This is a genomic window from Runella aurantiaca (assembly GCF_003339505.1).
In the GTDB taxonomy this organism is placed as follows: domain Bacteria; phylum Bacteroidota; class Bacteroidia; order Cytophagales; family Spirosomataceae; genus Runella; species Runella aurantiaca.
On the sequence record NZ_QPIW01000001.1, the window covers coordinates 706650 to 721945 of the forward strand.

The window sequence follows — 15296 nt, forward strand, 5'->3', positions numbered from 1 at the left end:
AGTTTCAAAATTACGACGAGCGACTCATTTTGCCAAAGTATCTTGATTTTTCGTAACTTTGCTTTGTTATTAAATATTGACTCCATTGAAAGAATACGGAAGCAACGTCCAAAAATTAGCTGACTATCTCGTCGACCTGCAAGACCGCGAAAAGCGTAATCTTTATGCCCACATCTTGGTCGAATTAATGCGGCAAATTCACCCTAATATGCGTGATGGTCAGGATTATTCCCAAAAACTGTGGGATGATCTGTACATCATGACCAATTTTAAGTTAGATGTAGATAGTCCTTTTGCCCCGCCTTCGCCCGAAGCGGTGGGCAAAAAACCCCTGCGTGTACCCTACAACCAGTCGAATATTCGGTATAAACAGTACGGAAAAAATTTGCTTTTGCTCGTACAAAAAGCGATCGACTGCGAGGATAAAGAAGAAAAACTGGCTTTTATTTCGTACCTGATTCGTCAGATGCGGACGTTTTATAACACTTGGAACAAAGACAACCCCGACGATAATATCGTATTTACGCAGTTGGATGAGGTCTCTGGCGGGCGTTTGAAAGAGGAGTTGGCGTATCTGCGCCAAAACGGATTGGTAGAATCTGCCCCGCGCGACAAAGGAACCAACGTGGAGCGTTACCAACGAAATCTCCAAAATAATCGCGGAAGTTTCAACAGCAATAACCCCAACCGCGAACGAAGTGGCAACACGGGCAACAACCGTAATAATAACAACAACAACAATAATCCTAATAACAATCGCAACCGAGATCGCGACCGTGACCGCGATAAGTTTAGAAGCAACAAGAACAATCGGCGACGATAATTCGAGGTAGTGAGTACAATGCACTACTCGCTACTGATTCCTGACTACTACTGATTATGCAAATCCTGAAAAGTAAACGCCTTGAGCATCTGCGGTATGATATTCGAGGCCCGGTGTACGAAAAAGCCCTTGAGCTTGAAAGTCAAGGGTATAAGATTATTAATCTTAATATCGGCAATCCGGCCCCGTTTGGCTTTGACGCGCCCGACGAAATTATTCACGATATTATCCTCAACATTCGCAATGCGCAGGGATATGTAGATTCACGGGGTTTGTTTGCGGCGCGGAAAGCGGTGATGCATTATACGCAAACACAGGGAATCAAAGGCGTTGATATCAATGATGTGTACATCGGCAACGGGGTCAGTGAGTTGATTGTGATGTCGATGCAGGCTTTGCTAAACGAAGGCGATGAAATTCTGGTTCCTTCGCCCGATTATCCCCTTTGGACTACTTCGGTGGCCTTGAGTGGTGGAAAACCTGTTCATTATATTTGTGATGAACAAAGTGATTGGAATCCTGATTTAGATGATTTGGAAAGCAAAATTACCCCGCGCACCAAAGGGATTGTGATGATAAACCCCAATAATCCAACAGGAGCGGTCTACGAAAAGGATGTAGTACGCCGAATCGCAGAAATCGCTGAACGCCACCGCCTGATACTTTTTTCGGACGAGATTTACGATAAAATTCTTTACGACGGAGCGGTTCATTATCCTGTTGCCACCATGGTGCAGGATACTCTTTGCGTTACGTTTGGCGGGCTTTCCAAAAATTATCGTTCAGCAGGCTTTCGCGGTGGTTGGTTGATTTTAAGCGGTGCAAAACACAAAGCAAAATCTTACATTGAAGGATTGACTTTTTTGGCAAGTATGCGTTTATGCGCCAACGTTCCTACCCAATACGCCATTCAAACCGCCTTGGGCGGCTACCAAAGCATCAAAGATTTGGTGTTGCCTACGGGCCGCTTGTACAAGCAGATGGAACTGATTTACAATCGACTCACGGCTATTCCGGGTATTAGCTGCGTGAAGCCCAAAGGGGCCTTGTATGTTTTCCCCAAAATTGACCTGCGCAAATTTGACTTCAAGAATGACGAAGACTTTGTGTATCAATTACTAGTAGAACAAAAAGTGTTGGTTGTGGCAGGAACGGGTTTTAACTACATAAAACCCGACCATTTTCGTATTGTAACTTTGCCGAGTGTTGATGAATTGACCATTGCCATGAATCGGCTTGAGCAATTTCTTGACAACTCACGTATTCATGCCGAAAGCCCCGTTGAAGCTTATTTAGTATAACGAGTTAGGGTCGGAGACTAGTCCATAACATACTAAAAGAGGTCGTGGCTAAACAGTCACGACCTCTTTTAGTATGTTACTCTTCCTCTAAATATTTCAATTCACGGCTTCGTGCACTGGTTGCTTTTGGGTGTCGTCAGGAAAAATAAAGGGGGTAGATTTCTTGACCTTCTCGGGCAATAAGGCAATGGCGAGCACTTCATCCACGTTTTCAACGTAGTGGAATTTTAGCGTTTTTACGTAATTCCCATTGATTTCTTCCACATCCTTACGGTTTTTGTGGCACATGATGATTTCGGTCACTCCTGCGCGCGCCGCCGCCAAAATCTTTTCTTTGATTCCACCCACGGGCAACACCTTGCCACGTAGCGTAATCTCCCCCGTCATGGCGAGTTGAGGTTTCACCCGACGCTGGGTGAAAATGGAAGCAATCGACGTCAGCATCGTAATCCCCGCCGAAGGCCCGTCTTTCGGCACTGCCCCTGCTGGAATGTGAATGTGCAAATCGTAGTGGTTAAATACCCGGTAATCAATGTCTAAGGCATCGGAATGTGCTTTGAGGTAGGAAAGGGCCGTGATAGCCGACTCTTTCATTACATCGCCCAGTTGCCCTGAAAGGGTCAACCCACCCTTGCCACGACTTAGGCTAGATTCAATAAAGAGAATTTCGCCGCCCACAGATGTCCACGCCAAGCCTGTTACCACACCAGCGGTGTCATTGTCTTGGTACAAATCCTTGTCAAAAATCTCGGCACCCAGCAGCTTTTCTATGTGCTCTGATTTGATGGGTTTGGGATATTCTTCTTCCAAAGCAATGGATTTTGCCACTTTACGAACCAACGCGCCGATTTTTTGCTCCAAATTCCGAACCCCTGATTCGCGGGTATAATGCTCGATAATTTTGATGATGGCTTTGTCTTCCACGCTAAATGCCTTGGTTTCTAAGCCGTGGTCTTTGCGTTGTTTCGGTACAAGATATTTCTTGGCAATTTGCAATTTTTCTTCTACCGTATAACCCGTCAACTCGATGATTTCCATGCGGTCGCGCAGGGCGGGGTGAATGGTTTCGAGCGAGTTGGCCGTGGCTATAAACAACACCTTCGAAAGGTCGTATTCAACTTCTAAGTAGTTGTCAGAGAAGGCATTGTTTTGTTCAGGGTCAAGCACTTCGAGCAACGCCGATGCTGGGTCACCTCTAAAATCTGAACCCACTTTGTCAATCTCGTCGAGAATAAAAACGGGATTGGATGAACCCGATTTTTTGATGTTTTGGATGACCTTTCCGGGCATGGCACCGATGTAGGTTTTACGGTGTCCGCGAATTTCGGCTTCGTCGTGCAAACCACCCAACGCCATCCGAATATACTTGCGTCCGAGTGCTTTAGCCACAGATTTTCCGAGGGAGGTCTTCCCAACCCCGGGAGGGCCATAAAGGCACAGAATGGGTGCTTTTAGGCTGTTCTTTAACTTCAGAACGGCGAGGTATTCGATGATGCGCTCTTTTACTTTTTCGAGTCCAAAGTGGTCGGCATCGAGTACCTTTTGGGCGCGTTTAAGGTCAAAATTATCCTTCGTAAATTCTCCCCACGGCAAGTCTACCATCAACTCTAAGTAATTGAGTGTGACCGGGTAGTCGGGAGCCATTGGGTTGATACGCTGTAGTTTCTGAGATTCTTTCTCAAAATGTTTTTTGACCGATTCGGGCCATTTTTTCTTGGCGGCCCGGAGGCGAATATCTTCCAACTCTCGCTCGGGTGTTTCCATACCAAGCTCGTCTTGTAATACTTTTATTTGTTGCCGTAAGAAATAATCACGCTGTTGTTGGTCAATGTCAGAGCTCGCCTTCGACTGAATGTCGCGTTTGAGTTCAAGCATCTGGATTTCGCGCATCATCAATTCCAGCAATTTGGTGGCTTGCTCCGGAATCGTTGGTTTTTCGAGCAAATCCTGCTTGTCTGACACCTCGGCATTGAGATTGGAAGACAGAAAATGCGTCAAAAACGTGGGACTTTCGATGTTGTCGAGTGCAATGCGGGCCTCTTGCGGAATATCGGGGTTGAGTCTTAAGATTTTATGGGCCGAATCGCGCAGTGTTTGAATAAGTGCTTTGGATTCTTTCTTGTTTTGATTGGGGAAAAAATCTTCAATGGCGCTTACTTTCGCAATCATATAGGGGTCTTCGCGGACGTAATCTTTGACGCGAAAACGTTGACGTCCTTGCAAAATAATGGTGGTGTTTCCATCGGGCAAGGTAATCATCTTGATGATGTAGCCCATGGTGCCGATGCCAAACAAATCGCTGCTGGTAGGCTCGGCTTTGTCTTGGTTTTGCTGTGCAATGACGCCAATGATGCGGTCGCCTTTGTAGGCTTTCTTTACTAATCGAATAGATTTCTGCCGCCCAACGGTGACAGGAATGACCATTCCGGGAAACAATACTGTGTTGCGCAGGGGTAAAATTGGCAATTCCTCTGGCATTTCGATGGGTTCATCGTCGCCGTCAGGGCTGCCAAGTGGTAAGATTTCAAGACTGTCTAAATCAGACTCGGCTAACATTAATCGTGTATATAATTCGTTTGGGTCGAGATTCATAGGGCAGGCTGTCAATTTGACAGTAAAGTTTGGAAAATTAAATATATGAAAATTTCTTGTAAAGAAAGGAGATGCTTCCCGCGATAAGTTAAAATGAATGAATATCTCTAGGAAGGAAGAAATATAGATGGACGGTCGGGGAGTTTGGTGGCTCTGAATAGAGTGGAATAACGCTCAATTTGTTGTAATAAGATTGGTGAAAGACTAATGTTATAAAAGATGACAAAGGTAAGCATTACTTTTTTAAAATGGGCGCTTCTCCCAAAAAGTGCAAAACTGCAAACCTTTGAATTGATTTTCATATCTATTATCAGAAAAAATCATGCCACTCTTTTAAGGTATGAGTGTATCACAATAGCGTTTGAAGTTGGCTGTTAAGTATTGGGTAAAATACCCTCCTAAAGTCTTACTTATATAACGACAGGAGTTGTTGCAGGTGATTGAAAAAACAAAAGCCCTCAAGTTGAATGAGGGCTTTTGTGTAAAACTGCATCGGGAAATGATGATTGATTACATCATGCCGCCCATACCGCCGCCGTGTCCGTGGCCACCTGCGCCCGCACCAGCATTTTCTTCTGGTTCGTCAGCGATAACACATTCGGTTGTCAACAACAGACCTGCGATTGAGGCTGCGTTTTCCAAAGCCAAACGAGTTACTTTCTTGGGGTCAATGATACCTGCTGCGAAAAGGTCTTCGTAGGTGTCATTTTTAGCGTTGTAGCCAAATCCACCTTTGATTTCTTTCACTTTGTTGATAACCACTGAAGCTTCACCACCGGCGTTTGCCACGATGGTACGAAGTGGTGATTCCAACGCCTGACGGATGATGTTGATACCCGTAGTTTCGTCTTCGTTGATACCTTGCAGGTTATCCAATGCATCGATGGCACGGATAAGGGCTACACCACCACCCGTTACGATACCTTCTTCGATGGCAGCGCGGGTTGCGTGGAGGGCGTCATCAACGCGGTCTTTTTTCTCTTTCATTTCAACTTCCGTAGCCGCACCGATGTAAAGAATCGCTACCCCGCCTGACAATTTAGCCAGACGCTCTTGCAATTTCTCGCGGTCGTAATCTGAAGTTGTATTTTCGATTTGTGATTTGATTTGGTTAACGCGCGCTTTGATTTGCTCAGCATCGCCGGAACCGTTCACAATCGTTGTGTTATCTTTGTCAATGATGATTTTTTCGCAGTGACCCAAGTACTGAAGATCAGCGTTTTCTAATTTGAAACCGCGCTCTTCGGCGATTACTGTACCACCCGTCAGAATAGCGATGTCTTCCAACATAGCCTTACGACGGTCGCCGAAGCCTGGGGCTTTCACGGCACATACTTTCAATGCACCACGGATTTTGTTCACAACCAAAGTAGCCAACGCTTCGCCGTCAACATCTTCAGCGATGATCAATAACGGACGACCTGTTTGTGCTACGCCTTCCAATACAGGAAGCAATTCTTTCATTGAAGAAACTTTCTTTTCAGAAATCAAGATGAAAGGTTTCTCCATTTCGGCTTCCATTTTCTCCGCGTTGGTCACGAAGTATGGAGAAAGATAACCACGGTCAAACTGCATACCTTCTACCGTTTTAACTTCGGTTTCGGTTCCGCGTGCTTCTTCTACCGTAATTACGCCTTCAGTACCTACTTTTTTCATGGCGTCGGCAATCATTTTACCGATTTCTTCGTCATGGTTGGCAGAGATAGTAGCCACCTGAGCGATTTTGTTGAAATCATCGCCTACGCTTTCAGCTTGTTCAGCAAGATTGGCAGTTACGGCCAAAACCGCTTTGTCGATACCGCGTTTCAAATCCATTGGATTTGCGCCAGCAGCTACGTTTTTAGAACCGATAGTGTAGATAGCTTGTGCCAATACAGTAGCGGTAGTAGTACCGTCACCAGCAGCATCAGCCGTTTTAGAAGCAACTTCTTTCACGAGTTGAGCACCCATGTTTTCCATTGCATCTTTCAATTCAATTTCTTTCGCTACCGTTACACCATCTTTGGTGATGGCAGGTGAACCGAATTTTTTGTCAATGATAACGTTACGGCCTTTAGGTCCAAGCGTTACCTTAACGGCGTTGGCAAGAGTGTCTACGCCTTTTTTAATTTTGTCACGTGCTTCGATATCGAAAAATATTTTCTTAGCCATGTCTTGTAAATAAGTTAATTGTTAATGGTTGATTTGTTATTAGTTAACTGTAATGAGTTATCTGGAGATTAACCAAATTTTGTTAATCAATGCAAACAGATAACTATTAACGTCTAACTTAGATAATCGCAAAAATGTCAGATTCGCGCATAATAAGGTATTCTTGACCTTCTACGGTAATTTCAGTACCTGCATATTTGCCGTAAAGAATTGTATCGCCTACTTTAACGGAAAGGGGCTCATCTTTTTTGCCGGGACCTACTGCTACTACCGTACCACGTTGAGGCTTCTCCTTTGCAGTGTCGGGGATAATGATACCAAAAGCGGTTTTCTCTTCGGCAGGGGCGGCTTGTACTAGCACGCGATCTGCCAACGGCTTAACATTTACTTTTTCTGCAACTGCTGACATAGTTATCAGGGGTTTTAATTGGTTTAAAATTTATGGAACTTATTAATAAGTTTTTCGAGGGCAAAGGTATCATTTTCTATGCCAGCAACTAATTAGTACAATTCTCTGCCATTTTTGCAGTTTTTTGGGGTTTTGAGGGGTAAAGTCTGTCATGTTCGGAATAATCATTGGCAGTATCTAACTTTTTGTTGTGGTTTATTTGGCAGTATTCGTTTTTTTACTAAATTGGATTTTGATTTGAATAGCTAGATTGTAGTACTGAGTATTTAGAAAAATACACTCTTCTCAGGGCTTTTGGTTTAGTACTAACAACTTGTTACTGATTTACCAATATTAAAAAGAACGTATATGGCAACCTTAACGACAGATTGGCTTACCGAAGGATGGATTGATTTTGAGTATAAAAAGTACTTATTATTGGCTTATTTACAGGATGTTAAGGGTAATTTTAGTCAGGCAAGGCTTTTCCCAGACTTGCCTGATGTCCAGACCCACTTTGAAACCGCCTCTCAACTTAAAAATATGAAAAGCGAAATCGTTGCTTCTTTTCCCAAAAAGGTGACTGGGGTAGATTTCAAAAAAAAACGATTTGTTTATGAAAAATTTCAGGAAAGTCAGCAACTCTCCGAAATTGACAGCATTTTAGAGTATTCTCTGCCACTTTTTCAGCAAACGCTGACAGAGGGGCGAAGTCAGTATGCCGATATTGAAGCCCAGTTGACGTTTGCCCCCGTGGGGCTTGTGCCTCTGCATTTGAAAGAAGGGTATCTTTTTCTGTACCGTGCCCGCCGCCATGAAACGGACATTTATCACTACCAAATTCGGCTTTTTGAGCACCGCGAACAAAGGGGCGTGCAAACAACCTACCTCGAAACCGTTCGAAAAAGTATTTCAACAACCTTTGAAAACCTCAAGCTAACACTCATCAAAAAACGACGTGAACTGCCCAACCCCGCTACCTATCTCATCGAATCTCCCGCCGACTATCCCGTGCAGGAAACTTTATTGCCGATTGCCAAACGGCTGATTGTGAAGTATGTGGCGTAGATATAGCTTCAGTAAATTTGGTAGGGTAAGGCAAAGTTGCGGGCTAATACGAAGAGAGTATTTAAGTTAGTAAATTTTTAATCGCACCTTTTGATAGGAGTTCGTGTTTCATACGGCGACTTAGCGGTAGTGTGTAGCCGCCAATTTCAACGATGTTCTTTTCAATGTCTATTTTTCCGATGAATTTTTTGTTGACCAAAAAACTACGATGTACTTGCAGAAAACGATTCGTTGGGAGTAGCGACTTGAGTTGGGTCAATGATTTTTTGAAAGCATACCTACGAGCTGTTGTTTGTATAAAAGTATAGGTATGTTCTACTTCTAAAAAAAGGATGTCTTTGATGGCAATGAAGTCGCCGCGTGAATTCCCTTGAATGAATTGAGGCTCTTGGGTGGGGTGTTGTGCCAACATCCGTATAATACTATCGAGTGTGTGGATGTGAAAAGGTTTTACTAGGTACAAAATATGACTAAAAGTGGCCACTTTTTGGTATACTTCACTTGAGTCTTGGTTGGTCAATAAAATAATAGGGAGGTTTTGGAGAGTTAATGCTTCGGTGAGTTCCAAACCGATAGGGGCATTATCCAACATAATATCGATGATTAATAAGTCTACATAGTTGATACTGATAAAATCAAGGATTTTTTGATAGGTATTCACATGACCAACTACGGTATAACCAAGGCCAGACAATAATTCTTTTAATTGTAGCGCGTAAATCGGATCGTTATTGACGATTAGGATATTGCGTAAGTCCACCTGTAAACTTTTAGATGTTTTATTGGTAAGACTAAAATATATACCTATAGTAACTTTGTCTGTGAATCAAAAACCTTTGATTTATACATAATCGGTATGGTAAAGGATGTATTCGGTAAATTATGAGGGCTTTATAATTTGTTTAGCTGCGGTTATTTGCGTGGAGTAAATCAGTTAGAATAATTAACATAGTATCTCAAAAAGCTAAACGGGTACTCTTTGAACCGTAATGTGTACTCATTAATAAATAGCAGATATTTGATGTACGAAGTAAACTTATATCCATTACCCCACCGAATATATCCTGATTTTAATGAAAATCAATAGATTGTGTAATTTTGTGATTACACTTGTGTACTTCTTACACACCTAATTCGGCCCCAAAAGTTAAAACAAAGGCTAAGACAAGTTAAAACAAAGGCTAAGACGTGTCTTCTCCATTTAAAATTTGAAAATATGATCCCCAAAAGCCACAATCAGCTATACATTTCTCCCCAAATCAGTATTTCACTGAACGTTAATGATATAAACATCATTTTGCCCTACCTGTTAAGTCACCAAATTGCGTTTACAGTGACAGGACCTCAGACGGAGACCGTCATGGACACCTTACCAAATTTACATACAGAGCAATTGAATAATATATTGATTGTGACCGATTTATGTGTGGCAGAAGATGCCTATCGGAAATATATTGTGGAAGGAGTTGAAAAAATACCCCCGAAATTGGAGGCGATTGCAGCAGAAGCAGGGATAAGTATTGCCCAGTTTAATAAACTATTTAAAGAACGTTTTGGGAAACCTTTTTATCAGGTTTACATGGAACACAAAATGGAATATGCCGCTAGTTTATTACGCGAAGGGCAAACAGCAAGTACGGTCTCTCACCGTATTGGTTATGCCCATCCCATTAAGTTCAACAAAATGTTTCAGAAAGTGTATGGTATTACTCCATATAAATATCAAAATAAATATCAAAAGGCTCAAGCCTAATATTTATTTTCTAGCCCTCTATCCAGTCTTTAAATGAGGATGCTTTCTCGCGACTGACGAGGATTTCGTGCAAGGGCTCGGGATGAAGGTCGAGTTTGAGCTTTCCGTTGAAGTAAGCATGAATTTTTTTGACGGCCGAAAGGGCCGCAATGAATTGTCGATTGAGGCGGAAAAAATGACTGGGGTCGAGCATTTTTTCCAGTTCTTCGAGGGTGTAATCAATCAAAAATTGCCGATTGTCATTACAAATCAAACAAACCATTTCGTTGGCCGTAAAAAAATAAGCGATTTCGTGTCGGTGAATCGGGACAAATTGATCGTGTTGTTTGACCAAAAAACGGTTTTTGTACTTTCGGCCTGCCGACGGAATAATATCGAGTAAGGACTGAATTTTTTGGCCGTAGTCATGGAGAGCGTTTGCGCCCGTGAGCGCGCGGTATTTTTCAATGGCGGCGCTGAGTTCCTGCGGTTTTATAGGTTTAAGCAAATAATCAATACTCTTGACTTTGAAGGCCTTGATGGCATATTCGTCGTACGAGGTGGTGAAGATAATGGGGCTATTGATGGGTATTTCGTCAAATATCACAAAACTTAAGCCGTCGGAGAGCTGAATGTCGGAGAAAATCAAATCGGGCGCCTCATGGCTGGAAAACCATCGTTTGGCGGCCTCAATACTTTCCAATACCTCCAGCACCTCAATGCTGCTGTCGGTTTTTTGAATCATTTTGGTAAGGCGTTCGGCAGCAGGGTATTCGTCTTCGATAATTAGGGCCTTCATGGAAGCAAGGGGATACGTACGGTAAAATTCCATTCACTTTTATGAATCTCAACCTGTTGGTCGGTGAGCAAACGATACCGGTTGATGATGTTTTGCAGTCCTACTTTGGTTGATTTTTCAAATGTCTTTTTCTCCTGTAAATTGTTGGCAACACTTAGATAATTATTCTCCTGTAAAATCTTAATAGTGAGTGGATTCTCTTTTGAAATGATGTTGTGTTTGATGGCGTTTTCCAGCAACATCTGAAGGCTCAATGGCGCCACTTGTTTTTGGTAGGCGGCCTCGTCAACTTGCGCTTCTACCAGCAGATTTTCCCGAAAACGTGTTTTGTTGAGGTAAATGTACGCATCCAAAAAAGCCATTTCCTCTTCCAGCGTGACCGTTGACTTCTCCCTACTTACCAGCACATACCGGTAGACATCCGAGAGTTGGTCGAGGTATTTTTGGGCGGGGGCGTTTTCGTCATCGATGAGCGCGGCCAACGTATTCATGCTGTTGAAAAGGAAATGGGGGTCTAGCTGATTTTTGAGCGCTTCGAGCTGGGATTGAACATTCTCGCGGGCGAGGGATTCCGTTTTTTTAACATTTTTCTGCCACGCCTGAAAGAAAAATACGCTTTCGTAAATGAGCGTCACTACCAAGGTGGGAATGAGGCTGATTCTGAAACCGATTAAAAATGGCGTTCGCTCCTCCCAGCCAAGTAATTGATTACAAAAAAAATAATCAACAACAATGGTGGTCAAAAGCGTATATGCGATACTCGCAAGGGTTTGATAGACAAGACGTTGGGTGGTCTGGTTGTATTGTGGAAAAAACTGCCGCGATTTAATAAAAATGTAACGATTGCCTTCCCAAAGCAAAAAAGTGTTGAGAAAGCAGGTGCTGAGCCAATGAAATATTCCATTCACATCAACCGCTAAAAAAACGTCGCTGTGGGTGATAAGGGGAATGAATAGGCTGAGCAGCGGGATACCAATGAGCCTTGCTTTGCGGTCGTTGAGTACGACAGGTTCCATAAACGGCTATTTTTTTATCAAAGATACAAACTTTTCTCTTCCCCGAATTGCTGGGCAAATTCTTCGGGAGAAGTACGCGGTTTGCCCAGGTCTACCCAGGTTTTTTGCGCGTAAAATGCCTCGTTGGTTTGTTCATAAAAGCCAAATAACTCAGCCAAGTGGCTCATTTTAGGTGAGAAAATTCCCATTATTTTGACCATCCAAAGGGGTAGTACCTGCATTTTTAGTCGTGGGTTGAAGGAAGTTTTCAGCCGTTCAAAGACCTGTTTGTAATTCATTTTTTCTGTTCCTTGCACGGCGTAATGCGTATCAAATGCCTGTGGATTTCCGATGGCTTCTATGACTTGTACGGCATAATCCTCGGAGTTGATCCAGTAAAAATCGACGGGCTTGCCTATCCATTGAAAATTGTTTTTTTTAATGGCCCAGAATAGGCTGTCCAAAAACCACGTGGGATGAAAAATGGTGAATGGGATGTTTGATTGCTCAATAAAACGATGCCCCTGCCGCCGAATTTTATTCTGTAAAATATCTTTGTGGTGCTCAATAAACGGATACGCGCCCAAAGCACTTATTTTTAGAATCTGCTGAATACCATTGAGTTGGCAGGCTTTTACGATGTTTTGAATGCCTTCTCGCTCGGCATAAAACGCTTGATTGGGTTGCACATCATCGGCATTGAGGTTGATGTAGACGTAATCAACTCCTTTAAAAGCCTGCATAAGGCTGGTTGTGTCCGCAACATCTCCTTGCACGAATGCGACCGAATCGGGCAGTATTTTTTTTGCGTTCTCAATATTTCTCACAACGGCCCGTACCTGATAGCCGTGCCACAGTAGTTGTCGAATCACGGGTTGTGCCAAGCGCCCCGTGGCGCCTACGACGGCAATTGTTTTTTTAGCGCTCATGGTTGGGTTGGTTGTAGCTTTTCTACTTTTTTAGAAGACTTTCCAAGACTTCAAGTCTTGGAAAGTCAAGTTTAAAGTGTTAAAATGTCAAACGATAAAAGGGAATCGGAAGGAAGCCTTGCTGATAGGCCGTGCCAATCCGATTGGTACGGGGATTATAGGCTTGTTGGAATATGTTTTGACTATTGGTAAAGTTCTGTAAATCAATGGCAATTTCGTGCGTAGCGTGCTTGCGGTTGAGTTTGTAGCCAATTTTAAGGTCGGTACGGAAGTAGCCGTTTTGTTGTTGTAAAAACGCGCTCTCATCATCATAAATCGTCGTTTGGGCGTCGGCCGAAGCGCCTAAATTGATGGGGCGAACGTAGCGACCTCCAGCGGTGGTGAGTTTCCAATTGATGCTTAACGAGCTGTTTTGTCCCAACGGAATTTCCTTTCCTGCCAGCGCATTCAGTACGAAGTGGCCGTTGAAAGGGGTATTGCGCTCGATACCATCACTGCCTTTGTATTTTGAATCAAACAACGACCCCGTCAGCAAGAAATAATAGTTGTTGGAAAAGTATTTTTCGAGGGTGATTTCGACGCCGTAGTTACGTCCCGTGCCTTTGTTGACCAAATTGCCTTGGTCAATGGGCGCAAAATCAGCCCCTTCCACCAATACCGAATAAAAGCCGGGCGTACTTTGCACTGGCACATTAAACAGTGATTGATAATAGGTTTCTACTTTTAAACGAATGTTTTCGGAGAGATTTCGTTCGTATCCCAATACAATATGATGGCTCCGCGTAAAACCTAAGTCCTTGTTGGATAGGCTATACCCCCCATTTGAGTTAGGAGATTGGTAAAAATACAGCAGGAGTGGCTGGAGGTTGCTGTGTAGGCCGTAGGCCAAATTCAGCGTGCTACGCTCATTGAGCACATAACTCAAACCCAGACGCGGCTCCACGGCGTTTTTGTTGTTGAGTTCATAGTGCAAACCTGTCAAACCCGCATTTAAGGTTAGATTTTGGCTGAAACGGTGTTTCCACTGGATATATGCCTGAGAGAGCATGGTCTCTCCTTGGGTATTTCTTCGCGAAATTACCGCTGGATAAAGTGCTCGGTTGAGCAAATCAAAGCGATTCAAATCGACGATGAAACCACCCGATAGTTTATTTTTGGCGTTGATTTTATGGTTTACAGAGGCATTAACAGAGAGCTTTTCGTTGGTAAACAGCGCTTCTTCGTTCTGAATTTCTTGCAAAACTTCTTTGACGCCCGCCTTATAAAGTACGGTATCTCCCTTGAAATTCTGGGTGGAGCGCGAACCTGAAAGCGTGATTTTACCGTAGGTTTTGTCCGAAAAACGGTGTTCGTACGACAGCGCCGCTACGCCTGATTCGAAATTGACGCGGGTGTTGTTGTTTTCGTCGCCGTAGGCGTCGCCTTTTTCAGTATCTACGTCTTTGCCCAAAAACGTGACGTTGCTTTTACCGCCGATGGTCCAAAAACTTAGGTTTCCTTTTTTTTCAACCGGAATATCGGTTTTGAACGTAAAATCTTGGTAATAAGGGGTTCCTGCTATTTCAAATCCAATGTTGGACATTAACCCAAAAAGTGAGTAACGATAATTGACCAAATACGACGCCTTTGATTTTTTGCTGTAAGGCCCTTCGGCGCCGACCTCCACGCCGTTGAAGCCGATTTGGGTAAGAAATTCGTGTTTTTCGTCGTTGCCTTTGCGTAGGCGTAAATCAAAGACTGAGCCGAGCGCGTTGGCGTATTCGGCGGGAAACGCCCCCGTTAGAAAATCGGATTTTGCCAACAAATTGGTATTCAGCATCGAAACCGGCCCGCCCGAAGTCCCCAACGAGCCGAAGTGATTGGGGTTGGGGATGTTGACGCCGTCGAGCCGCCAGAGCAGCGACGCGGGGGAATTTCCGCGCACCACAATGTCGTTGCGGGCGTCGTTGGCACCGCTTACGCCCGCAAAATTGGCCGCCATACGCGAGGGGTCGCCGAGGCTACCTGCGTATTTGAGGGTTTCGGCAGGACTAAACGGACGCGCACTCACGGTGGCCATTTCGTTGTTGGCCACTTTGTTGTCTTCGCTGCGTTTATAGCTTACGGTTACTTCGTTGAGTTTCGTAAAACTCTCCGTCATGGGGAAATCCAAAACGACTTCTTTGCCCGCGTTCACGATGATGTCTTTGGCAAAGATGTCTTCGTAACCAATGAAGGTGATTTTCAGCGCGATGCGGCCAGTTGATACGCCCGACAAACGAAAATTGCCGTCGGCATCGGTGGTTGTGCCGTTGAGGGGAGTGCTTCCCACTACCACCACCGTAGCGCCCACTACGGGCGCTTTTGAGGCAGCATCGGTAATCTTGCCGCGTACGGTTTGCGTAGCAGATGACTGTGCGGACGAAGTGTAAGGAAGAAAAAGGGCTGTTAATAGGCTGAGGGCCATCAAAAGAGAATGAATAGTTGTTTTCATGACTTGTTTGTGGTTGTTTTCATTTCAAAATTCACACAAACAAGT

At 43.9% G+C, this 15296-nt stretch carries 12 protein-coding genes; 4 read left to right on the plus strand and 8 right to left on the minus strand.

Features of this window, described 5'->3' with window-relative positions; translation table 11 throughout:
* The first annotated feature begins 76 nt into the window (after nucleotides 1–76).
* Both DVG78_RS02980 and DVG78_RS02985 read left to right on the plus strand, forming a co-directional pair.
* Nucleotides 77–823, plus strand: a complete 747-nt coding sequence (locus DVG78_RS02980) for a DUF4290 domain-containing protein (protein WP_229598112.1) — start codon at nucleotides 77–79, stop codon at nucleotides 821–823.
* A gap of 56 nt (nucleotides 824–879) precedes the next feature.
* Nucleotides 880–2124: a pyridoxal phosphate-dependent aminotransferase gene (locus tag DVG78_RS02985; protein WP_114459558.1), complete on the plus strand. Its 1245-nt coding sequence runs from the start codon at nucleotides 880–882 to the stop codon at nucleotides 2122–2124.
* Nucleotides 2125–2220: 96 nt separating this feature from the next.
* Here DVG78_RS02985 and lon read toward each other — a convergent pair whose 3' ends face one another.
* The 3 genes from lon to DVG78_RS03000 form a co-directional block, all read right to left on the minus strand.
* Complete coding sequence (lon, locus tag DVG78_RS02990) at nucleotides 2221–4716, minus strand: endopeptidase La (protein WP_114459559.1); 2496 nt, start codon at nucleotides 4714–4716, stop codon at nucleotides 2221–2223.
* A gap of 510 nt (nucleotides 4717–5226) precedes the next feature.
* Entirely contained in the window at nucleotides 5227–6867 is a 1641-nt protein-coding gene (gene groL, locus DVG78_RS02995) for a chaperonin GroEL (protein WP_114065967.1), read from the minus strand.
* A gap of 118 nt (nucleotides 6868–6985) precedes the next feature.
* Nucleotides 6986–7276 carry a co-chaperone GroES gene (locus DVG78_RS03000; protein WP_114065966.1) on the minus strand — a complete coding sequence of 97 codons (291 nt, stop codon included), beginning with the start codon at nucleotides 7274–7276 and terminating at the stop codon, nucleotides 6986–6988.
* Nucleotides 7277–7624: 348 nt separating this feature from the next.
* On the opposite strand from DVG78_RS03000, the gene DVG78_RS03005 reads away from it, so the two are divergent.
* Entirely contained in the window at nucleotides 7625–8323 is a 699-nt protein-coding gene (locus tag DVG78_RS03005; protein ID WP_114459560.1) for a hypothetical protein, read from the plus strand.
* Nucleotides 8324–8384: 61 nt separating this feature from the next.
* On the opposite strand, the gene DVG78_RS03010 is transcribed toward DVG78_RS03005, so the two are convergent.
* Nucleotides 8385–9083 (minus strand): LytR/AlgR family response regulator transcription factor, encoded by a 699-nt coding sequence (locus DVG78_RS03010; RefSeq protein WP_114459561.1) that lies wholly within the window; start codon nucleotides 9081–9083, stop codon nucleotides 8385–8387.
* Between the two features lie 456 nt (nucleotides 9084–9539).
* On the opposite strand from DVG78_RS03010, the gene DVG78_RS03015 reads away from it, so the two are divergent.
* Nucleotides 9540–10076: a helix-turn-helix domain-containing protein gene (locus DVG78_RS03015; protein WP_114459562.1), complete on the plus strand. Its 537-nt coding sequence runs from the start codon at nucleotides 9540–9542 to the stop codon at nucleotides 10074–10076.
* 10 nt (nucleotides 10077–10086) lie between these two features.
* Here DVG78_RS03015 and DVG78_RS03020 read toward each other — a convergent pair whose 3' ends face one another.
* The 4 genes from DVG78_RS03020 to DVG78_RS03035 form a co-directional block, all read right to left on the minus strand.
* Complete coding sequence (locus DVG78_RS03020) at nucleotides 10087–10854, minus strand: LytR/AlgR family response regulator transcription factor (RefSeq protein WP_114459563.1); 768 nt, start codon at nucleotides 10852–10854, stop codon at nucleotides 10087–10089.
* Nucleotides 10851–11870 (minus strand): sensor histidine kinase, encoded by a 1020-nt coding sequence (locus DVG78_RS03025; RefSeq protein WP_114459564.1) that lies wholly within the window; start codon nucleotides 11868–11870, stop codon nucleotides 10851–10853. The genes DVG78_RS03020 and DVG78_RS03025 overlap by 4 nt, the downstream gene beginning before the upstream one ends.
* A 17-nt stretch (nucleotides 11871–11887) precedes the next feature.
* Entirely contained in the window at nucleotides 11888–12778 is an 891-nt protein-coding gene (locus DVG78_RS03030) for an SDR family oxidoreductase (protein WP_114459565.1), read from the minus strand.
* A 79-nt stretch (nucleotides 12779–12857) separates the two neighbouring features.
* Nucleotides 12858–15251 carry a TonB-dependent receptor gene (locus DVG78_RS03035; RefSeq protein WP_229598113.1) on the minus strand — a complete coding sequence of 798 codons (2394 nt, stop codon included), beginning with the start codon at nucleotides 15249–15251 and terminating at the stop codon, nucleotides 12858–12860.
* Nucleotides 15252–15296: the final 45 nt, after the last annotated feature.